The following is a 21,502-nucleotide window of genomic DNA, read 5'->3' as shown; positions in this document are numbered from 1 at the left end:
CAGGGTTTATCATGCCGATTCGCAACACCAACCGCGTATCCGAGCTGATTCGCCACCAAGGGCGCCGCTATCCGGTGGCCGTGGTGGAAGCACGTGTCCGGGAGGTCGCCGACGTCGCGGAGTGCGCGGCGGTCCAGCTGCGCACCCCGGGCGGCGCGACGCGTTCCGTGGCCTTCGTCAGGACGGTTTCGGGCCGTGCCCTCACCGCCGAGAGCCTGACCGGGCTCCCGGTGGACGATGTCGTCACCGTCTCCTGCCTGCCGCTCGACGACCGGGGCGCGGTGGACTACGCGACGCTTCGGCAGGCGGCGCTCGTGGACGCGCAGCGGCTGGCGGAGCTGGAGGCCGGATGGCGGGAGAGCCACGGCCTCGGCGAGAGCGTCGTGCTGTACGGGGAGTCGTACGACTACGGCAGCCCGCTGGCACGCAGGGCGTACGCCGCCTCTCCCCCTGCGCCGGGGGAGGCGGGCGACGAGCGGATACCCGGTGCGGTTCCCGCCGTTCCCGCCTATGTCCAGGGGCCGCCGCTGTTACCCGTACCGGGGGACGCGCGGACGCTGACCGACACGCTGTACCGGGCCGCCCGCAGTGGCAACGGGCAGGGCTGCCACTTCGTGGACTCCGCCGGTACGGAGGTGTTCCTGCCGTACGCCGGGCTCCTGGAGCGGGCCGAGCGGGTGTCGGCCTTCCTCCGCGGCGACGGGGTCGTGCCCGGCGACCGGATCCTCGTCCTGGCCGCCGGCCACGAGGAGTTCGCCGTCGCGCTCTGGGGTGCGCTGCTGGCGGGGGCGACGGCCGTCCCGGTGACGCCATCGGCGGACTACCACGAGCGCCGGGCCGAGGCCGAGAGCCTCAGACGGATCTGGACCACGGCACACGAGCCCCGGGTCCTGGCCTCCCCCGCTCTGGTGGAGGCGGTGCGGCCGCTGCTGGACGGCGGGGCGCTCCTCTCGCTGGCCGAGGCGGAGGCGTGCTCCGACGCCGCCGTCGCGGTGGACGTCGACCCGGAGTCGCCGGCGCTGATCCTGTTCACCTCGGGGAGCACCGGCACCCCCAAGGGGGTGGTGCAGTCCCACGCCAACATCGTGCACAAGCAGCAGGCGGCGGTGCAGCACAGCAGGTACGCGGCCGACGACGTCTTCCTCAACTGGCTGGCCATCGAGCACGTGGTCGGGCTGATCCACTCCCATCTCCTCCCCCTGTACCTGGACGCCTCCCAGGTCCACGCGGCCACCGGCCACGTCCTCGCCCGGCCCACCCGCTGGCTGGACCTGGCGACCCGGCACCGGGCGACGGTCACCTGGGGCCCGAACTCCATGCTGGCCCTGCTCGCCGACACCGTGGCGGGCAGCGAGGCCGCCGACTGGGACGTGTCGGCGGTACGGCGCTGGATCAACGCGGGCGAGCAGGTGCACTTCGCCACCTGCCAGCGGCTCCTGGGCCTGCTGGAGCGTTACGGGCTGCCCGCGCAGGCGATCAAGCCGGAGTGGGGCATGTCGGAGACGTGCAACATGGTGGTGGTCTCGGACGCGCTGGAGTACGGGAAGTCCACCGGCGTGCAGCACGTCGACCGGATCCGGCCCGACGGCAGGATCGAGTTCTCGGCGTCGGAGTCCACCGCGCCGAGCCGGTTCGTGGAGTGCGGCCGGGTCTATCCGGGGGTGGACGTACGCGTCGTCGGCGACGCGGGCGAGCTCCTCGACGAGGGGCAGGTGGGCCACTTCCAGGTCCGCGGGCTGACCCGGCTGGTCGAGTACTTCAACAACCCGGGGGCGAACGCGAAGTTCTTCCGGGACGACGACTGGTTCGACACCGGGGACCTGGCCTTCGTCCGGGACCGCAAGGTCACCTTCACGGGCCGCGGCGCCGACCTGATCATCGTGAACGGCGTCAACATCCAGAACGTCGACCTGGAGGCCGTGGTCGAGACCGTCGACGGCGTCCTGCCGTCGTTCGCGGCCGCCTGCTCGGTCCGCGACGAGGACGACGTCACCGACCACCTCGCGATCTTCTACGCATCCGAACTGAGCGCCGAGGATGCGCTGTTGCGGCAGATCAAGGAGATCCAGACCACGCTGCGGCGGGAGTTCAGCCTCTCCGCGCGCCATGTGGTCCCACTGCCCGCCGAGGACATCCCCAAGACGAGCATCGGGAAGATCCAGCGGAGCAAGCTCGTCGCACGGCTCCAGGACGGCACGTTGGACGAGCGGCTGCACGCCGTCGCGCAGACGCGCGGCTCGGGTGCGTCGTTCATCCCGCCGTGGTTCTTCGTGGAGACCGAGCAGCCGAGGATCCTGCCCGCCGCGGACGGGCAGCCGGTGACGCTCGGTCTGGTCGGGGGTGGACCGGCGGAGCGTGCCGAGGTCACCCGCGTACTGTCGGAGGCGCTCTCCGTACGGGCCGACGGGGAGACCGAGCGGCCGGACGGCACGGTGGACGCGGTGGTCGATCTGCGGCTCACCCGGGCCGGGTGGGACGGCCGGGCCGTTTACGAGCTGATCAGCGACACCACGAAGGCGATCGGGGCGCACGCCGCCGGACCGGCGAAGAAGCTGCGCATCGCCCTGGTCACGGCCGCCGGGCGGGCGCACGACGACCTTGCGCGGGCCCATCTCGGCGCCCTCCAGGGGTATGTGCGGAGCGTCAACGCCGAGGCCGGTGAACCGGTGGTCGTCTGGTGCGACCTCGATGCGGTCGACGAGGCCAACGTGGGCCTGCTGGCGCGCGAGTTGGTGACGTTTGCCGCCGCACCGGCGGTCGCCTACCGCTCGGGGGTCCGTACCGAACGGGCGCTCTCCCCGGCGCCGCGCGATCCCGCCGGGGTGCCCGCCGGGATCAAGGAGGGCGGCCAGTACATCGTCACGGGCGGCCTCGGCGGTGTGGGGCGGGAGCTGTGCCGTTTCCTCGCCGAGAAGTACGGCGCCCGGCTCGTGGTCGTCGGCAGTACGCCGGCCGAGCAGCTCGACGAGAGCCGCAGCCATGCCCTGCGGGCCCTGGAGGCCCGCACCCGGACCCGTTACGTCCCGGTGGACCTCGCCTCGGCCGACGCGCCGGAGCTGCTCCGGGCCGCGCTGCGGTCCGCCGCCGAGGGACGCGTCGACGGGGCGTTCCACCTGGCCGGTCTCGGCAACTTCGGCGAAGGCGAGGGCGAGGGCGAGGCACTGGAGCGCCTCGACGGGGCCCCGCGCGTCGACGACGGCCGGCTGGCGCGGTACACGGCCCTGAAGGTGCACGGCATGGCGGCGCTGGCGGGAGCCCTGACCAAGGACGCCCTGCTCGTCGGATTCAGCTCGGTCAACGCCTACTTCGGCGGTGCCGGGTACGCGGAGTACTCCGCGTCGAACAGCGCGCTCAACGCGTCCGTGCGGTCTCTCCGGGACCAGGGGTACCGGCGCGCCCTGTCCCTGGGCTGGAGCGCGTGGTCCGGTACCGGTATGTCGGGCGGCGCGGGCGCGAGCATGCCGATCGAGCGGCGCGGCTTCCTCTCCCTCGATGTCGATCTGGCCCTGGAGTCCGTGGACATCGCGGTCCGCCGCAACCAGCCGGTCACCTACATCGGCCTGGACGGCGCGCACCCCGATGTGGCCTCGCACGTCCGCCGCAAGCCCGGCTGGGAGCCGGTGCCGCGCTACTTCTACGTGGCGGAGGGCGAACTGCCGTCCGCGGAACTCACCGAGCTGGCACCGGCGTTGCGGAGCTCCCGGGTCGCACAGATCCCTCGGAAGGGCGATGGGCGCGTCGATACGGTCCGGCTGCTCCAGACGGTGAGCTCCACGACGGCCGCCGCCCCGCCGGAGACGGCGACGGAGCAGCGGCTCGCCGCCCTGTGGGAGGAGATCCTCGGTACGGAGAACCTCGCGCGCGACGACGACTTCTTCATGCTCGGCGGCCACTCCCTGATGGCGGCCCGGCTGGCCAACGACATCCGCCGTGCGTTCGGTGTCACGGTCGCGCTGCACGAGTTCTTCAAGAGCTCCAGACTGTCCGCGGTGGCGAGCCTGATCGATGAGAAGTCGGCGGCGGGCGCCGCCGTCGAACCGCAGTCCCGGTCTCAGCAGCAGGTGCTGGTGGCGGATGACGGTCTCTCCAGTGCCCAGCGGAGGATCTACTTCGCGGAGCGCGTGGAACCGGAGCTCGCGCTCTACAACATCGTGGCCGCCTGGGAGTTGGCGGGCTCGCTGGAGTCCCGGCTCCTGGAGAAGGCGCTCGTCCACGTCACCCGTCGGCACGAGTCGCTGCGTACGGCCTTCGAGACGGTCGACGGGGTGCCGCGCAGTCGGCTGGTCGACGCGCCCGCCGTCCCGCTGGACCGGGTCGATCTGCGGGACCGGGAAGCCGGTGAGGCGGAGTCGGTGCTGCGGGAGACCCTGGACCGGGAGCTGGCGCACAAGTACGACCTGGAAGCGGCGCCGCCGGCCCGCTACACGCTGGTGAGTCTGCCTGCGGGGAAGGACGTCCTGGTCGTCTCGCACCACCACATCGCGTCCGACGGCTGGTCGCTGAGTGTCTTCATGCGTGACCTGGTGACCGTCTACAACGCGCTGGTCTCGCAGGACGTGCCGCTGCTCACCGCGCTTCCGTCGGACATCACCCGGGCGGTGGCGCTGCAGGACGCGGCCGGTGCCGCTTCCGGGAAGGCGGCGGACCACTGGCGCGGGGTGCTGGCGCAGGAGACCGAACCCCTTGAGCTGCCCACGGACTTCCCCCGTCCGCAGCTCCAGTCCTACGCCGGTGACACCCTCTTCCTCGAACTCGGCCGGGACGAGGTCCGCCGGATCGCCGAGGCCGCCGCGTCGGCCGGGGTGTCGAGCGCGGTCTTCCTGGGGACGGCCTTCAGTGTGTTCCTCTCCCGGCTCAGCGGGCAGCGGGAGTTCTTCGTCGGGATGCCGGCGATGCGGCGTGACGATCCGGCGCTGCTGGACACGGTGTCCATGCTCGTGAACACGCTCCCCTGCCGGATGTCACTGGCCGGATCCGCCTCCGTACAAGATCAGTGCGCGGCGGTCCACCGGTCCATGACGGGGTTGCTCGAACACCAGGACTACCCCTTCGACCACATGGTCACCAACTTCTCCGAGGGCCGCGACACCTCCCGCCCGCCCATCGTCCAGACCATGTTCAACTACGTTCCGCGCGAGGACTTCCCGGAGTTCACGGGCGCGGCCCGCACACCGATCGACCTGCGGCACCGCATCGCGCGCTTCGACCTCTCCCTCCACGCGTACGAGCGCGACCACGGGCTGACCCTGGCCTTCGAGTACGCGACCTCGCTCTTCCGCGAGGAGACGGTCGAGGGCTGGCGCGCCCACTTCCGTACGCTCCTGTTCTCCATGGCGAGCAAAAACGGAGCGCGGGTACGGGAGTTGAGCGTGCTGACTCCGGAGGAGCAGGAGGAGGTGGTGCGGCTCTCCGCCAACACGAGTCGGGAGGCGCCCGTCGACTCGATCGCCGCCGCGTTCTCGGAGACGGCTCGCGCCCATGGGGAGCGGACCGCCGTGGTCCACGGTGAGCAGGAGATCACCTACCGGGAGCTGGACGACCGGAGCGGGTCGCTGGCGGCCCGTCTGCGGGAGCAGGGGGTCGCCGTCGGTGACCGCGTCGCGATCGACGCGGAGAAGGCACTCTCCACGATCACCGGGATTCTCGGAATCCTGAAGCTCGGCGGTGCGTACGTTCCGATCGACCCCGAACTGCCGCCGGGCGTCGCCGCGTCCGTTCTCCGCACGGGCGGGATCCGCTGGCGCCTCTCGGCCCGGGGGCTGTTCCCCGTCGACGCGTCCGGCGAGGCCGCGAGCGAGGCGGTGGCCGTGCCGTTCCAGGATCCGGCCCCGGACTCAGGGAGTGAGGGGTCCCCCGTCGCCGGGAGCGACGAGGCGTACGTCATGTTCACCTCGGGCACGACGGGCCGCCCCAAGGGCGTCTCCATCAGCCAGGCCGGTGTGGTGGGGCTGGTGCGGGAGCCGGGGTGGATCACGCTCGACGAGCGGGTACGCGTGCTCCAGACGGGTGCCCTCTCCTTCGACGCGTCGACCTTCGAGATATGGGCGGCGCTCCTCAACGGGGGCACGCTGATCCTCACCGGGAAGGACACCCTCCTGGACGTCGGTGCGCTCCGGCGGGAGATCGAGCGGAGCCGGCCCACCCTGATGTGGGTGAGCGCACCGCTGTTCCACCAGCTGACGGACGCCGACGCGTCCCTCTTCGCCGGGGTGGCGGAGCTGGTCGTCGGCGGTGACGTCGTCTCGCCCGCCCACGTCAACCGGGTCCTGGAGCACAGCGCGGGCATCCGCGTCACCAACGGCTACGGCCCGACCGAGAACACCACGTTCACCACGACGTACTCGACGACCCGGCCCGTGGACGGAGCCCTCCCCATCGGGCGCCCCTTCCCCGGCCGGATCGCCCTCCCCCTGGACGAGGCGGGCGCGCTCGTCCCGTACGGCGTGCTGGGTGAGCTGTACGTCGGCGGCGAGGGGCTCGCGCTCGGGTACGTCGGGAACGAGGAGGAGGCCGACCGCCGCTTCGTCGAGACCGGGGCCCTGCCGGGCGTGCGGCTCTACCGCACGGGCGACTGGGTCACCTTGAGCCGTGACGGCCAACTCCGCTACCAGGGCCGCCGCGACGGCCAGGTCAAGGTCAGGGGTCACCGCGTCGAGCTGAACGCGGTACGGAGTGCGCTCTGCTCGCTGGACGGGGTTCGGGATGCCTTCGTCGTCGCCTCCTCGGGTGCGGCGGGGGCGCTGACGGCCCATGTCGCCGCCGAGGGCCTGCGGGTGGCCGACATCCTGGAGGGGGTACGCCGGCTGGTCCCGCCGTACGCGGTGCCCTCGGCCGTCCACGTCTACGATGCGCTGCCCCTCAGGAGCAGCGGCAAGGTGGACGTCACACGGCTGCGTACGGGCGGCAGCGAGGAGGCGCCGGGCGTGGTCCCCGACCCGGCCGCGGAGGCCGGGGAACTCTCCCCGCAGGCAGCGACGTTGCTGGCCGCGTACCGGTCCGTGCTGGGGCGCGAGAACGTCCGTCCCGACGACTCCTTCTTCGATCTCGGGGGCGACTCTCTGCTGACCATCAAACTGGTCTCGGTCCTCCACGGGGAAGGCGTGCCGGTCGATCCCAAGCAGGTGTTCCTGTACCCGGACGTCCGCAGCCTGGCGAAGGCGCTCGACGAGCGGACGGCGGACGGGTCCGCATCCGCCGGGGACCCCGCGGCGAAGCTGGTGCGGCTCAACCCGCTCAGCGGCGACGGGCCGGGCATCGTCTTCGCGCCCCCGGCGGGCGGGACCGTCCTCGGCTACATCGAACTGGCCCGCCATCTGCGGGGGTTCGGCGAGATCCACGGGGTGGAGGCGCCCGGTCTCGGTGCCGGGGAGTCACCGGTCTACCCGTCGTTCGACGAGATGGTGCAGTTCTGCTCCGACTCGGCGGCCGGGGTCGCCGGGGACGGCGTCTACATCGGCGGGCACTCCCTGGGCGGGCACATCGCCTTCTACCTCGCCACGATGCTCCTGGACCGGGGCATCAGGCCGAAGGGCCTCATCATCCTCGACACCCCGCCGAGGCTGGGAGACATTCCCGTGGCGGACGCGGACCTCACCGAGGAGGAGACCCGGGTCTTCATCCTCGCCATGGGTATCGGCGGAATGCTGGACCAGGACCGGGACCTTCTCAAGGACCTCCCCTACGAGGAGGCCAAGAAGGTCCTCCTGGACCGGGCGAAGAACGATCCGCGGGTCTCCGCCTTCCTCAGCGAGGACTATCTGGACCGCTTCCTGCGCCTCCAGATGCATCAGCTGATGTACTCGCGGGACGTCGTCCTGCCCCGGCGGAAGCTGGACATCCCGGTGTATGTGTTCCGGACCAAGAACCATGCGCCGGAAGTGGCGGGGCTCTTCTCGGACTGGGAGAACTACTCGGTGGGCGAGGTGACCTTCGTCGACATCCCGGGTGACCACGCGACGATGCTCAGGGCACCCCATGTGAGCGAGGTCGCCCACCTGCTGGACCGCTACTGCGGGCTGCCCGCCGGAGACGGCCCGCGCGGCTGACGGCGGCCGCTCCCGCGCCCCTTCCGGTGCCGTTCACCACTGCGACGGCACCGGAAGGGGCGCCACCGACCAACCTTTTCGGCCAGGCTTCGATTCAGGGACGCACAGAAATTCCCATGGTTACTCATCACCCCGTTGACCTGCCCTGCCCGGGGCCTTCCGCCGTGCCGGTCGTCCTGTCCCAGGACGAGCGGACGGAACTCAAGGCCCGGGCGCAATCACCGGACCGGCGCCGGGCCGAACGGGCCCGGATCGTGCTGGCGTGTGCCGACGGCCTGTCGAACATGGGCGCCGCACGGTCCCTCGGTGTCGCGGTCAAGACCGTCGCGAAGTGGCGCCGCCGCTTCGCCGCCGAGGGGGTGGCGGGGCTCGACGACGCCTGCCGTATGGGCCGGCCCAAGGCGGATCTGGTCCTGGCCGACGACGAACGGGCCCAGCTGACCCGCTGGGCCCGGCGGGCGAAGACCGCCCAGTTCCTGGCGCTGCGCTCGAAGATCGTGCTGCGCTGCGCGGAGGGCGGGACCAACCGGCAGGCGGCGGCCGAACTCGGTATCGACGAATCGACAGTGGAACGCTGGCGGGCCCGGTTCATCGCCCACCGCCTCGACGGCCTGCACGACGAGCCCCGGCCGGGGCGGCCGCCGTCGATCCACCCGGACCAGATCGAGGACGTCGTCGTGGCGACCCTGCGGACCAGTCCGGGCGCGGACAGCCACTGGACCCGCGCCGCGATGGCCGAACGCACCGGACTGTCGAAGTCGACGATCGGGCGGATCTGGAAGAGGTTCGACCTCAAGCCCCATCTCCAGGATGCCTTCGAGCTCTCCACCGGACCGCAGTTCACGGCGAGGCCCGTGGGGCTGGCCGGCCTGTACCACTACCCGCCCGAGAAGACGGTGGTGCTGTGCGTCGACGGCAGCGGCCGGATCGCGGCGCCGGAGCGGTCGCCGCGGCCCCTCCGGCCGATGGTTCCGGGGGCACCCGGACCCCGCCCGTACGACGACGACCTGCGGCACGGAATCAGCAGCCTGTTCGGCACTGCGGGGTGCGCCGGGGGCCGCGCCGTCGGCGCACCGCGCGGCTCCGCGCCCACCGCCGAGTTCCGGAAGTTCCTGGCCACGATGGAACAGGCGATACCCACCGGTCTCGACGTCCACCTGGTCTGCGACAACCACGCCACCCACAGCGCCCCCGAGATCAGTGCGTGGCTGGCCGAGCGCCCCCGCTTCCACGTCCACTTCACCCCGGCGGACTCCTCGTGGACGGACCAGATCGACCAGTGGTTCGGTCTGCTCGCCGACCCGTCCGTCCCGGCCGTGCCCCTCGGGCGGGACATCGCGGCGTGGGCCGCCGCCTGGGCCGACTCCCCGCAGCCGTTCGCCTGGGCCAGGCCCGCCGAGGAGCTCCGCGACGCGCTCGCCGGGCCGGGTGACACGCGGAGCGCACCGGGCCCGGCGGCGCGCGGGCCCCGGACGGAGGGGGTCAGACCGTGAAGCGGTGGTCCCCGGAGCCGACGGCGAAGACGGCGCAGCCGTCCTCCATCCGCAGGTGCCGGGCGCCGCTGTGCGTGACGGCCCCGGCCGTCGCGGCCGGTATCCACACCTCCGCGGTGGTGTTCACCGGGAGGCTCACCGCCAGCCGGAAGCGGCCGCGCTCCGCCGTCCACTCGGTGGCGACGGTGCCGTACCGGGCCTGGAAGGCCCCGCGCGCCCGGGTGACGCCGCCGCCCGGCCGGGGCCGTACGGTCACCTTGCGGAAGCCCGGCTCGGCAGGCGCGATCCCGGCGATGTGGGTGTACATCCACTCCCCCACGGAGCCGTACGCGTAGTGGTTGAAGGAGTTCATCCCGGCGTCCTGGAAGCTGCCGTCCGGCCTGATGGAGTCCCAGCGCTCCCACATCGTCGTGGCGCCCCGGTCGATCTGGTAGCCCCAGCTGGGGAAGGTCCGCTGGAGCAGCAGCCGGTAGGCCACATCGGTGTGCCCGGTCTCCGTGAGTACGGGGAGCAGGCGCGGTGTGCCGAGGAAGCCGGTGGACAGGTGCCAGTCCTTCGCCTCGATGAGCGCCACGAGCCGGTCTGCGGCGGTTGCCCGCTCCTGGTCGCTCAGCAGGTCCATGGAGAGGGCCAGGACGTACGCGGTCTGGGTGTCGCCCTTCACCCGGCCGCCGCCGGTGACGTACGCGGCGCGGAAGGCGTCACGGATCTCGCCGAACAGGGCGGTGTACGGGGCGGGGTCCTTGCCGAGGGCCCCGGCGATGCGGGCGACGAGGTCGGCGCTGTGGGCGTAGTAGGCGGTGGCGATGACGTCCTTGGGGGTGTCGTCCGCGATGTTGAGCCAGTCGCCGTAGCCGGTGGCGGGCCTCAGCCGGCCGCTGCTGTGGGCGTCCAGGTACTCCAGCCACTTCAGCATCGAGGGCCAGGACCGCTCCAGTACGCGGGTGTCCCCGTAGGCCTGGTACAGCGCCCAGGGGACGGTGACTCCGGCGTCGCCCCAGCCGGCGGAGCCCGCGCCGAGGCCGCCGGCCTGCGGGGCGACGTCCGTGAAGGCGCCGTCCGCCGTCTGGTCGTCCTGGAGGTCCCAGAGCCACTTGGAGAGGAAGCGGGCGGATTCCATGGTGTAGGCGGCGGTGGGGGCGAAGACGTTGATGTCGCCGGTCCAGCCGAGGCGTTCGTCGCGGGCGGGGGTGTCGGTGGGAACGGAGAGGAAGTTGCCGCGCTGGCCCCAGGTGATGTTGCTGTGGAGCTGGTTGAGCATCGGGACGTTCGTCTCGAACTCCATGGTGAAGGGCGCGTCGGTGTGGATGACGCGCCCGACGACCGCGTCCCGGGGCGGCCTGCCCGGGTAGCCGGTCACCTCGACGTACCGGAACCCGTGGAATGTGAAGCGCGGTTCGTAGGTCTCCCGGCCGCCGCCCTTGAGGGTGTAGTGGTCGGTCGCGGCGGCGGTGCGGAGGTTGGTGGTGTAGACCGTGCCGTCGGGGTTCAGAACCTCGGCGTGGCGCAGCCGTACGGTGGTGCCGGCGCGGCCGGAGACGCGGAGCCGGACGGCCCCGACCATGTTCTGTCCGAGGTCGAAGACGAAGACGCCGGGTTCGGGTTCGGTGACCGTGCGGGCCTTGAGCTCCGCGACGACGCGGGAGGGGGCGTCGACCGCCGCGACGAGTTCGGCGGTGACCGCCTCCGCGGGCTCCTCGGCCCGTGACCATGCCCGGTCGTCGAATCCGGCGCGGAGCCAGCCGTCCGTCTCCAGGCGGGCGTCGTAGTTCTCCCCGGTGAGCAGGTCCGCCAGGGTGACCGGCCCGGTGGCGGCCCGCCAGTCGGGCCCGGACAGCACCCGTTCGGTCGAGCCGTCCCGGTAGGTGACCTCCAACTGACCTAGGAAGGAGGGGATTTCGCCGTACTGGTGCGGGCCGAACATCCCGACGTTGCCCGCGTACCAGCCCGCCGCGACCTCCACCCCCAGGGCGTTGGCGCCCGGCTTGAGGAGGCCGGTGACGTCGTACGTCTGGTACTGGACGCGCTTGTCGTAGTCGGTCCAGCCCGGGGCGAGGGAGTCCGTGCCGACCTTCTTGCCGTTGAGGTGTGCCTCGTACACGCCGAGCGCCGTGGAGTACAGACGGGCCCGTACGACGGGCGTGCTCCGCAGCCGGAACTCGTGGCGCAGTTGCGCGACGGGGGCGTGGACGACGGAGACCTTGCCCCAGGGGCCGGCGCCCCACGGGGCGAGGACCTTCGCGGCGGGCCAGGCGCTGTCGTCGAACTCCGGCGCCCGCCAGTCGTCTCCGGGTTCCTCGTCGGTGGCCTTCCAGCCGTCGCCGGTGGTGATGGTGCGTACACCGTCGGCGGTGGTCAGCTCCAGGAGCCCGAGGAGTCCGGCCGGGCCCGCCACCCCGTTGGTCGCGGAGATCGCGAAGGTGTGGCGGCCGGGGGCCAGTTGCTGCGTCACATCGGTGAGGGAGGGGCGGCGCCAGGCGTCGGCGGCGTGGTCGGCGGCGGCCGAGGCGACCTCGGTGCCGTCCAGGTGGGCGGTGTACCCGTCGTCGGCGGTGAGCACCAGCCGGGCCCGGGTCACCCCCTCGGGCACCTCGAAGGCGGAACGGAACCAGCGGGTCGCGGCGGGGGCGCTGCTCGCCGGGTCGCCCTCGGGGAACCAGATCCAGGAGGCGTCGTCGAGTGCGGGTGCGCCGACGAGGGCTGCCGGGGCGCCGACCCAGCGGGCGGACCAGTCGGCGGGGTCGGTGAGGCCGGTCTCCCACCAGGTGGGGGCGGACCAGGCGGACACCTTGCCCTCGCCGTCCCAGACCCGTACGGACCAGTGGTAGCGGGTACGGGAGCGGAGCGCGGGGCCGCCGTACGTCACGTGCACCGACTGTCCGGAGACGACCTTGCCGCTGTCCCAGACGTCGGGCTTCTCCAGCGCCCGCTCGCTGAGGGCGACCCGCACCTGGTAGGCGCTCTGGGTCCGGCCGGCTCCGGTGGCGGCCAGCGGCCAGCTGAGCCGGGGGCGCTCGGGGCCGAGGCCGAGGGGCTGCCGTACGTACTCGGCCGTCGGGCGGCCCACCCGGAGGGCCTCGGCTCCCGCGCCTGCCGGTGCGGTGGGCCGCGTGGGGTGAGCGGCGGCCGGCACGGCTCCGGCGATGAGGGAGGTTCCCAGGGCGGTGGCGGTGGTGCTGAGCAGTCGTCGTCTGCTGATCACGTCGGCTCCTTCGGGACGAGGGGTGGCGCGGTCGGGTGGATCGGTTCAGGAGGGGCCGGACCACCCCCCGGTCCTTCGCGCCGCCGACTCCCACACGGCCCGGTCGCCCGAGGGCTCGTAGCGGGTCAACGGCTGTGTGGAGGCGACGAGTTCACGGATCGCCGCGCTGTCGCCGGCCGATCCGTGGGCGCGTGCCTGCACGAGTACGTTGCCGAGCGCGGCCGCCTCGGCGGGCCCGGCGACCACCGGCAGACCGCAGGCATCGGCGGTGAGCTGGCACAGCAGCGCGTTGCGCGCACCGCCGCCGACGACGTGCACGACGTCGACCGCGCGGTCCGCCAGCCGCTGCGCCTCGCGGATCGCGTTCCGGTGGGCGAGGGCCAGCGAGTCGAGGATGCAGCGGGTGGTCTCGCCGCGGGTCTCGGGGGCCCGCTGCCCGGTGGCCCGGCAGGCCGCGGCGATGCGTCCGGGCATGGCTCCCGGGGCGAGGAAGGCCGGGTCGGCGGCGTCCACGACGGACCGCAGCGCCGGAACCCCGGCGGCTTCGGCCAGCAGGGGGGCGATGTCGCTCTCGCCCCAGGTGCGCATGCACTCCTGGAGCAGCCACATGCCCATGATGTTGCGGAGGAAGCGGATGGTGCCGTCCACGCCCAGCTCGTTGGTGAAGTTCGCGGCGCGGCTCGCGTCGGTGGTGACGGGAGCGTCGAGTTCGAGCCCGGCCAGGGACCAGGTTCCGGTGCAGAGGTAGGCGAACCGCTCGCCCGGCCGCGCGGGGACGGCGGCCACCGCCGACGCGGTGTCGTGCGACCCGACCGTCGTGACCGGCACCGGGCCGCCCAGTCCGGTCGCCTCCAGAACGTGCGGGAGCAGAAGCCCGGCGGGGTCGCCCGGGCGGCGCAGGGGCGCGAAGAGGCCGAGCTCGATGGAGAGGCGGCGGGCCGGACCCACGGCCCAGTCGCGGGTGCGGGGGTCGATGAGCTGGGTGGTGGAGGCGTTGGTGAGCTCGGTGCCCTGTTCCCCGGTCAGCCAGTACGCGATCAGATCGGGGATCAGCAACAGCCGCTTGGCTGCCGCGAGTTGCGGAGTCCCTTGAGCGGCGACGAGTTGGCAGAGGGTGTTGAAGGGGGCGTGCTGGATGCCCGTGGCACGGTAGAGCTCGTCGGGCGGGACGGTGGCCCACACCTTCTCGGCGACGGCGTCCGTCCTGGGGTCGCGGTAGTGGACGGGATTGCCGAGGAGAGCCCCCTCCGCGTCCAGGAGCCCGTAGTCCACGGCCCAGCTGTCGATGCCGAGGGAGTCCACCGGGCCGGCCGCGCGGAGCCCGTCGAGGACCCCGTCGTACAGCCCCAGGATGTCCCAGCGCAGCCCCTCCGGCAGCCGCACCGGACGGTTGGGGAAGCGGTGGGCCCGGGAGAGGTGCAGGGTGCCGGGGCCGACGCGGCCGACCATGACGCGCCCGTTGGAGGCGCCCAGGTCGACGGCGGCGAACGTCTTCGTGCCCTCGCTCATCGCAGGAAGGCTCCCGCGACCCCCGCGTCGACGGGGATGTGGAGGCCGGTGGTGTGGGTGAGGTCGCCGCCGGTCAGGGCGAAGACGGCGCCCGCGACATGCTCGGGGAGGACTTCCCGCTTGAGGAGGGTGCGCCGGGCGTAGAACTCTCCGAGCTCCTCCTCCTCGATGCCGTAGGTCGCGGCGCGCTGGGCGCCCCACCCGCCGGCGAAGATGCCCGACCCCCGGACGACGCCGTCCGGGTTGACGCCGTTGACCCGGATGCCGTGCTCCCCCAACTCCGCTGCGAGCAGCCGGACCTGGTGGGCCTGGTCGGCCTTGGTGGCGGAGTAGGCGATGTTGTTGGGTCCGGCGAAGACGGCGTTCTTGGAGGTGATGTAGACGATGTCGCCGCCGAGCTTCTGGTCCCTCATCATCCGGGCCGCCTCGCGGGAGACCAGGAAGGAGCCGCGGGCCATGATGTCGTGCTGGAGGTCCCAGTCCCTGACCGTGGTCTCCAGCAGGGGCTTGGAGATGGAGATGCCCGCGTTGTTGACGACGAGGTCGACGCCGCCGAAGGCGAGGGCCGCCGCCTTGAACGCGTCCACCACCTGCGCCTCGCTGGTGACGTCGACGGGGACGGCGACAGCCTTGTCGGGCCCGCCGAGCTCCTCGGCGACGGCCGCCCCGCTCGCCGCGTCCAGGTCCGCGACGACCACGCAGGCGCCTTCCGCGACCAGGCGGTGGGCGATGGCCCGGCCGATGCCGCTGCCCGCGCCCGTGACGAGGGCGACCCTGGTCGCCAGCGGCTTCGCCTTCGGCATCCGCCGGAGCTTGGCCTCCTCCAGCTCCCAGTACTCGATACGGAACTTCTCGGCCTCCTCGATCGGCGCATAGGCCGAGACGGCCTCGGCGCCGTGCATCACGTTGATCGCGTTGAGGTAGAACTCGCCGGCCACCCGGGCGGTCTGCTTGTCCTTGCCGAAGCTGAACATGCCGATGCCGGGGATCAGCACGATCGCCGGATCGGCGCCCCGCATCGGGGGCGAGCCGGGCTCCGCGTGGCGCATGTAGTAGGCGGCGTACTCCTCCCGGTAGGCGGTGTGCAGCACGCCCAATCGCGTTATGGCGTCCGCGGGTTGGGTGGTCGGTGGCAGGTCGAGCAGCAGCGGCCTGACCTTCGTACGGAGGAAGTGGTCCGGGCAGGACGTGCCCAGCGCCGCCAGCCTCGGGTGCTCGGTGCGGGCGAGGAAGTCCAGGACCGCCGGGGAGTCGTCGAAGTGCCCGACCTGGGGTCGGTCCTGGGAGGCGAGGGCCCGTATGTGGGGGGCCAGGGCGGCGGCCCGCTCGCGGCGCTCGGCTTCGGGCAGCGCCCCGTACCCCTCGATGACCGGCCCGAACGGCTCGGCCTTCCCGTGTTCGGCGAGGAACGTCTCGGCGGTGCGGATGATGCGGAGCGCGTTGGCCTCGCACTCCTCGGAGGTCTCGCCCCAGGCGGTGATGCCGTGGCCGCCGAGGACGCAGCCGATCGCCTGCGGGGTGGCCTCCTTGACCGCGGCGATGTCCAGGCCGAGCTGGAAGCCGGGGCGGCGCCAGGGGACCCAGGCGACGGTGTCACCGAAGCAGTCGGCGGTCAGCTTCTCGCCGTCGGCGGCACAGGCGAGCGAGATGCCCGAGTCGGGGTGCAGATGGTCGACGTGCGGGGCGTCGACGAGCCCGTGCATGGCGGTGTCGATGGAGGGGGCCGCACCGCCCCTGCCGTGCAGGCAGTGGTCGAACGCGGCGACCATCTCGTCCTCGCGCTCCACGCCCGGGTAGACGTCCCGGAGGGCGCGCAGCCGGTCGAGCCGGAGGACGGCGAGCCCTTCGGCGGTGAGCGTGCCCAGGTCGCCGCCGGAGCCCTTGACCCACATCAGCTCGACGTCGTGGCCGGTCACGGGATCGGGGGCGGCGCCCTTGGCGGAGGCGTTGCCGCCGGCGTAGTTCGTGTTGCGGGGGTCGGAGCCGAGGCGGTGGGAGCGGGCCAGGAGGGCCTGGGCGCGGGGGTGGAGTGCCATGGTGTCCTTCGCGAGGTGGAGGGGGTTGCGGGGGCGACGACGAAGGGGTTACGCGGTCCGGGCCTGCGGGGTTTCCCGGGGCGCGCGCACGCCCGGGGTTTCCGGAGGCGCGCTCACGCCCGGGGTTTCCCGGGGCGCGCTCACGCCCGGGGTTTCCGGAGGCGCGCTCACGCCCGGGGTTCGCCGGGGCGTGCTCACGCCCCCCAGCCCGCCTGCTGCCCGCCGACCCGTTCGGCCGCGGTCTTCTCCGCCCAGCCCGAGCGCCGGTACGCGCCCATCGGGTCCCCGTCGAGCCCCTGCTCCTCGCGGACCTCGGCGAGCAGCGGCCGTACGTCGGTGTTGTACGCGTCCATCAGCACGGCGTTGGCCTCCAGCACATCGCCGGAGCGCTGAGCGGCGGCGAGGGCGTGCCGGTCGACGAGGAGCGCCTTCGCGGTGGCCTCCTGGACGTTCATCACCGAGCGGATGATCGCGGGGATCTTCGCCTCGATGTTGTGGCACTGGTCGAGCATGAACGCCACGCCGTCCGTGAGCCCGCCGCCGCGGACGACCTCGTACATGATCCGGAAGAGCTGGAAGGGGTCGGCGGCGCCCACCATCAGGTCGTCGTCCGCGTAGAAGCGGGAGTTGAAGTCGAAGCCGCCGAGCTTCTTCTTCCTCAGCAGGGTCGCGACGATGAACTCGATGTTGGTGCCAGGTGCGTGGTGGCCGGTGTCCACCACGACCTGTGCCCGCGGGCCGAGTTCGAGGCAGTGGGCGTAGGCCGTGCCCCAGTCGGGGACGTCGGTCGCGTAGAAGGCCGGCTCGAAGAACTTGTACTCCAGCAGCATGCGCTGGCCCTCGCCGAGCCGTCCGTACACCGTGGCGAGGGCTTCGGTGAGCCGGTCCTGCCGCTCGTGGATGTCGTCCTGGCCTGGGTAGTTCGTGCCGTCCGCGAACCAGAGCTTGAGGTCCCGGGAGCCCGTCGCGTCCATGATGTCGACGCAGGCGAGCAGGTGGTCGACCGCCTTGCGGCGGACGGCGGGTTCCGGGTGGCAGACGCTGCCGAGCCTGAAGTCGTCGTCCTGGAAGGTGTTGGAGTTGATGGCGCCGAGCGTCAGCCCCCTGTCCCGGGCGTGCCGGGCGAGCGCCGCGTAGTCGTCGACCGTGTCCCAGGGGATGTGCAGCGCCACGGTCGGCGCGGCGCCGGTGAACTCGTGCACCTTGGCCGCGTCGTCCAGTTTCTCCCGGGGGGTGCGGGGAACGCCGGGCTGGGTGAACACCTTGAAGCGGGTTCCCGAATTCCCGTACGCCCAGGAAGGCGTCTCCACCGCCTGGGACGTGAGGGCGGCCTTCACTGCGGCGAGTTCGGTCACTGCGGCGCTCCTGTGACTTCGGGTGCGGACGGCTGACTCCGGGTGCGCACACAAGCGGTGTGAGCACCAGTGAATCTGAAACGATTCACGCGGTGAAGCTATGAGCCCCTCCGAGGACTGTCAACCCCTCGGACACCGTGCCGCGCAAGGCAGTTGGGGCTTCAAAGGGAGCTGGTCGGAGAATTTCGGTCCGCCCCCATTGACGCGACCTACGTCACGTGTCTAACGTCCCGGCAACTCATTTGAAACCTTTCACGATGGAGTGAGGATCCCTCCGCGTCGTTGAGGAGCCCCCATGACCCACCGGTCCGCCAAGGATCCGGCCCCCGTGCTGGCCCTGCGGGACATCTCCAAGTCCTTCGGTGCCGTGCGTGCCCTGCGGGACGTGTCCCTCGACCTGTTCCCCGGCGAGGTGCACGCCCTCGCCGGGGAGAACGGCGCGGGCAAGTCGACGCTGATCAAGACGCTCGCCGGGGTGCACCGGCCCGATACGGGCCGGGTCCTGCTGGACGGTGAGCCGACCGTGTTCACCGGGCCCGCCGACGCCCGGGACGCCGGGATCGCCGTCATCTACCAGGAGCCCACGCTCTTCCCCGACCTGTCGATCGCCGAGAACATCTTCATGGGCCGTCAGCCGCGTCGAGCGCTGGGCCGCATCGACCACCGGGCCACCCGTGCCGCCACGGCCGCGCTGATGCGGCGCCTCGGTGTCGCGCTCGACCCCGACCGGCCGGCGCGCGGACTGTCCATCGCGGACCAGCAGATCGTCGAGATCGCCAAGGCCCTCTCCTTCGACGCCCGTGTCCTGATCATGGACGAGCCGACGGCGGCGCTGACCGGCAGCGAGGTGGCCCGGCTCTTCGGGGTGGTCCGCACCCTGCGCGATCAGGGGGCGGCCGTCCTGTTCATCTCGCACCGGCTGGAGGAGATCTTCCGGATCTGCGGCCGGGTGACCACCCTGCGCGACGGCGCCCTGATCTCCAGCGAGCCGTTGGAGGGCATGACCGAGGAGGACCTCGTACGCCGGATGGTCGGCCGGGACCTGGACGAGCTGTACCCGAAGCAGGAGGTGGCGGCGGGCCCGGTCGCGCTGAGCGTGCGGCGGCTGACCCGCGAGGGCGTCTTCACCGATGTCTCCTTCGACGTCCGGTGCGGGGAGATCGTCGGCCTCGCGGGACTGGTCGGGGCCGGGCGTACGGAGGTGGCCCGGGCGGTCTTCGGCGTCGACCGGTGGGACGCCGGCGAGGTGGAGGTCGCCGGGCGGGCGCTGACCAACGGCGCCCCCTCCACCGCCATGGCCGCCGGCCTCGCCCTCGTACCGGAGGACCGGCGGGCTCAGGGGCTGGTGATGGACCTGTCCATCGAGCGGAACATCGGCCTGACCGGGCTGCGCACCACGGTGCGGGCCGGGCTGATGGACCGGGGCGCCGAGCGCAGCCGGTCGCTGGACTGGGCGGTGAAGCTCCAGGTGAAGTACGCCCGCATGGCCGACACCGTCGCCACCCTGTCCGGCGGCAACCAGCAGAAGGTGGTGCTCGCGAAGTGGCTCGCCACCGGCCCTTCCGTGCTGATCGTCGACGAGCCGACGCGCGGCATCGACGTCGGGACCAAGGCCGAAGTGCACCGGCTGCTCAGCCAGTTGGCGGCCGACGGGGTGGCCGTCCTGATGATCTCCTCCGACCTCCCCGAGATCCTCGGCATGGCCGACCGGGTCCTCGTCATGCACGAGGGCCGCCTCACCGCCGAGATCCCCGGCTCCGAGGCCACCGAGGAGACGGTGATGGCGGCGGCCACCGGGAGGGCCGCCGCATGACGGTGACCGCACCCGGCGAGGCACCCGCCACCGAGATCCCCGAGTCGAGCTCCACCCGGCTGGTCGACCGTGTCTTCAGAATGCGCGAACTCGCCATCCTGCTCGTCCTGCTGGTGATGATCGGCGTCACCCAACTGGGCAACAGCGAGTTCCTCTCCGAGCAGGGCATCAAGGACCTGCTGCTCAACGCGACGATCCTGGTGCTGGTCGCCACCGGCCAGTCGCTGGTCGTCATCACGAAGAACGTCGACCTCTCCGTGGGCTCGACGCTCGGCATCAGCGCCTTCGCGACCGGCACCTACCTCCAGGGCGGCGGGAACCCGGTCGTGGCCGTGGCCCTGGCCGTGCTCCTCGGGGTCGGCTTCGGTCTGCTGAACGGGCTTCTGGTGAGCCTCGGCCAGGTCCCCGCGCTCGTCGTCACCCTGGGCACGCTCTACGTCATCCGGGGCATCGACTCCATCTGGGTCGGCTCCCGGCAGATCACGGCGGCCGATCTCCCGGACGGCTTCGTCGACTTCGGCTCCGGCGGAATCTCGGCCGTGCCGTGGCTCGCCCTGATCGCCCTGGCGGTCCTGATGGCGACGGCGTACTACCTCAAACACTTCGGCAGCGGGCGGGAGCTGTACGCGCTGGGCTCCAACCCGGAGGCGGCCCGGCTGGCCGGCATCCCCGTCCGGCGACGGATCCTCCTCGCGTACACGTTCTGCGGGGCCCTGGCCGGTCTCGCGGGCGCGCTCTATCTGGCACGCTTCGGCAATGTCGACTCCGGTACGGGGACCGGCTACGAACTCACCGTCGTCAGCGCGGTCGTGGTCGGCGGTGTGGTCTTCACCGGGGGCTCCGGCAGCGTCTACGGCGCCGCACTCGGCGCACTCCTGCTGACCTCGGTCAACAGTGTGCTGCCCGCCCTCGGTGTCAGCTCCGTCTGGGTCCTCGCGATCAACGGCTTCCTGCTCATCCTCGCCATCGCGGTCGACCGGATCGTGGCCCTGCGCGTGGCGACCGCCCTGAAGAAGAGGAACGCCCGCCATGGCTGACTCCGCACTCGCGCGCGCCGTCCGCTGGGACACCGTCGTCGGCGCCCTCCTCATCGTCGTGCTGCTGCTCTCCTTCGGCTTCGTCGACGGCTTCGGCAACGCCCTCAACCTGTCGTTCCTGATCGGCAACACCCTGCCGATCGCGCTGATCGCCCTGCCGATGACCCTGCTCGTGGTCTCCGGGGAGATCGACCTGTCGGTGGCCTCCACGGCCGGCCTCTCGGGTGCGGTGATGGGGGCACTGTGGAACCAGGGCCTGCCGATCGAGGCGATCATCCCGGTCTGTCTGCTGCTCGGCGTGGTGTGCGGTCTGGTCAACGGGCTGCTGGTCACCCGGCTCGGGCTGCCCTCCCTCGCCGTCACCATCGGAACCCTGGCCGCCTACCGGGGCATCGCGCAGATCGTCCTGGGCTCGGACGCCGTCACCGACTTCCCCACCCCCTACTTGGACTTCGCCGCCGGCCGGATCGGGGACACCTTCGTCCCGTACGCTTTCCTGCCCTTCCTGGTGCTCCTAGCCATCGCCGTACTCGCCCTGCACGCAACGCCGTTCGGGCGGTCCCTGTTCGCGACGGGGGCCAACGAGGAGGCGGCCAGGTTCGCCGGGGTGCGGGTCAAGCGGCAGAAGCTGGTGCTGTTCACGGTGACCGGGCTGATGGCCTCGCTCACCGGCGTCTTCTGGGCGCTGCACTACGCCAGCGCCCGCTTCGACAACGCCACCGGGCTCGAACTCTCCGTCGTGGCGGCCGTGTTGCTCGGCGGCATCGACTTCGACGGCGGCAAGGGCACGCTCGGCGGTGCGATCGCGGGGGTGTTCCTGCTCGGCGCCTCGCAGAACGTGATGAGCCTGCTGAACGTCTCCGCCCAGTCGCAGATCGTCGTCACCGGCGTCCTGCTCGTCGTCTCCGTGCTCGGCCCCCGCGTCGCACGACAGCTCTCCGTCGCCAGGGCCGGGCGGCGAGCCGCTGCCGCGCCGGCCCCGGCACCGTAACCCTTCCCCGCCCCTCCCCCG

General features: G+C 72.1%; 9 protein-coding genes. 5 read left to right on the top strand and 4 right to left on the bottom strand.

The window, feature by feature from the left end:
• Positions 1-11: 11 nt before the first annotated feature.
• Both IE264_RS11615 and IE264_RS11610 read left to right on the top strand, forming a co-directional pair.
• Complete coding sequence (locus tag IE264_RS11615) at positions 12-8,045, top strand: non-ribosomal peptide synthetase (protein WP_032759208.1); 8,034 nt, start codon at positions 12-14, stop codon at positions 8,043-8,045.
• A 116-nt stretch (positions 8,046-8,161) separates the two neighbouring features.
• Positions 8,162-9,538, top strand: coding sequence for an IS630 family transposase (locus IE264_RS11610; RefSeq protein ID WP_051821961.1), 1,377 nt, complete (start codon positions 8,162-8,164; stop codon positions 9,536-9,538).
• Here IE264_RS11610 and IE264_RS11605 read toward each other — a convergent pair.
• From IE264_RS11605 to rhaI, 4 genes are all read right to left on the bottom strand, one after another.
• Entirely contained in the window at positions 9,528-12,740 is a 3,213-nt protein-coding gene (locus tag IE264_RS11605) for an alpha-L-rhamnosidase (protein ID WP_032759209.1), read from the bottom strand. The genes IE264_RS11610 and IE264_RS11605 overlap by 11 nt on opposite strands.
• A 45-nt stretch (positions 12,741-12,785) precedes the next feature.
• Positions 12,786-14,249 carry a rhamnulokinase gene (locus IE264_RS11600; protein ID WP_032759211.1) on the bottom strand — a complete coding sequence of 488 codons (1,464 nt, stop codon included), beginning with the start codon at positions 14,247-14,249 and terminating at the stop codon, positions 12,786-12,788.
• Positions 14,246-16,285, bottom strand: coding sequence for a bifunctional rhamnulose-1-phosphate aldolase/short-chain dehydrogenase (locus IE264_RS11595; RefSeq protein ID WP_032759212.1), 2,040 nt, complete (start codon positions 16,283-16,285; stop codon positions 14,246-14,248). The genes IE264_RS11600 and IE264_RS11595 overlap by 4 nt, the downstream gene beginning before the upstream one ends.
• 194 nt (positions 16,286-16,479) lie before the next feature.
• Positions 16,480-17,640 carry an L-rhamnose isomerase gene (rhaI, locus tag IE264_RS11590; RefSeq protein ID WP_032759214.1) on the bottom strand — a complete coding sequence of 387 codons (1,161 nt, stop codon included), beginning with the start codon at positions 17,638-17,640 and terminating at the stop codon, positions 16,480-16,482.
• 295 nt (positions 17,641-17,935) lie between these two features.
• Between rhaI and IE264_RS11585 the strand changes: the two genes are divergently transcribed.
• The 3 genes from IE264_RS11585 to IE264_RS11575 are packed head-to-tail and all read left to right on the top strand — an operon-like array spanning position 17,936 to position 21,481.
• Positions 17,936-19,453 (top strand): sugar ABC transporter ATP-binding protein, encoded by a 1,518-nt coding sequence (locus IE264_RS11585; RefSeq protein WP_032759215.1) that lies wholly within the window; start codon positions 17,936-17,938, stop codon positions 19,451-19,453.
• Positions 19,450-20,490, top strand: coding sequence for an ABC transporter permease (locus IE264_RS11580; RefSeq protein ID WP_032759216.1), 1,041 nt, complete (start codon positions 19,450-19,452; stop codon positions 20,488-20,490). Before IE264_RS11585 ends, IE264_RS11580 begins: the two co-directional genes overlap by 4 nt.
• The gene (locus IE264_RS11575) at positions 20,483-21,481 is read left to right on the top strand and encodes an ABC transporter permease (RefSeq protein ID WP_032759217.1); all 999 of its coding nucleotides are present in this window, start codon (positions 20,483-20,485) and stop codon (positions 21,479-21,481) included. Before IE264_RS11580 ends, IE264_RS11575 begins: the two co-directional genes overlap by 8 nt.
• Positions 21,482-21,502: the final 21 nt, after the last annotated feature.

This window comes from Streptomyces microflavus (assembly GCF_014650075.1).
GTDB classification, from domain to species: Bacteria; Actinomycetota; Actinomycetes; order Streptomycetales; family Streptomycetaceae; genus Streptomyces; species Streptomyces microflavus.
This window is presented reverse-complemented; position numbering and strand designations above follow the sequence as displayed.

Coding starts and splice junctions, on each gene's coding strand:
- IE264_RS11615 (WP_032759208.1), top strand. CDS start 12: ATGCCGATTCGCAACACCAACCGCGTATCCGAGCTGATTCGCCACCAA.
- IE264_RS11610 (WP_051821961.1), top strand. CDS start 8,162: ATGGTTACTCATCACCCCGTTGACCTGCCCTGCCCGGGGCCTTCCGCC.
- IE264_RS11600 (WP_032759211.1), bottom strand. CDS start 14,249: ATGAGCGAGGGCACGAAGACGTTCGCCGCCGTCGACCTGGGCGCCTCC.
- IE264_RS11595 (WP_032759212.1), bottom strand. CDS start 16,285: ATGGCACTCCACCCCCGCGCCCAGGCCCTCCTGGCCCGCTCCCACCGC.
- IE264_RS11585 (WP_032759215.1), top strand. CDS start 17,936: ATGACCCACCGGTCCGCCAAGGATCCGGCCCCCGTGCTGGCCCTGCGG.
- IE264_RS11580 (WP_032759216.1), top strand. CDS start 19,450: ATGACGGTGACCGCACCCGGCGAGGCACCCGCCACCGAGATCCCCGAG.
- IE264_RS11575 (WP_032759217.1), top strand. CDS start 20,483: ATGGCTGACTCCGCACTCGCGCGCGCCGTCCGCTGGGACACCGTCGTC.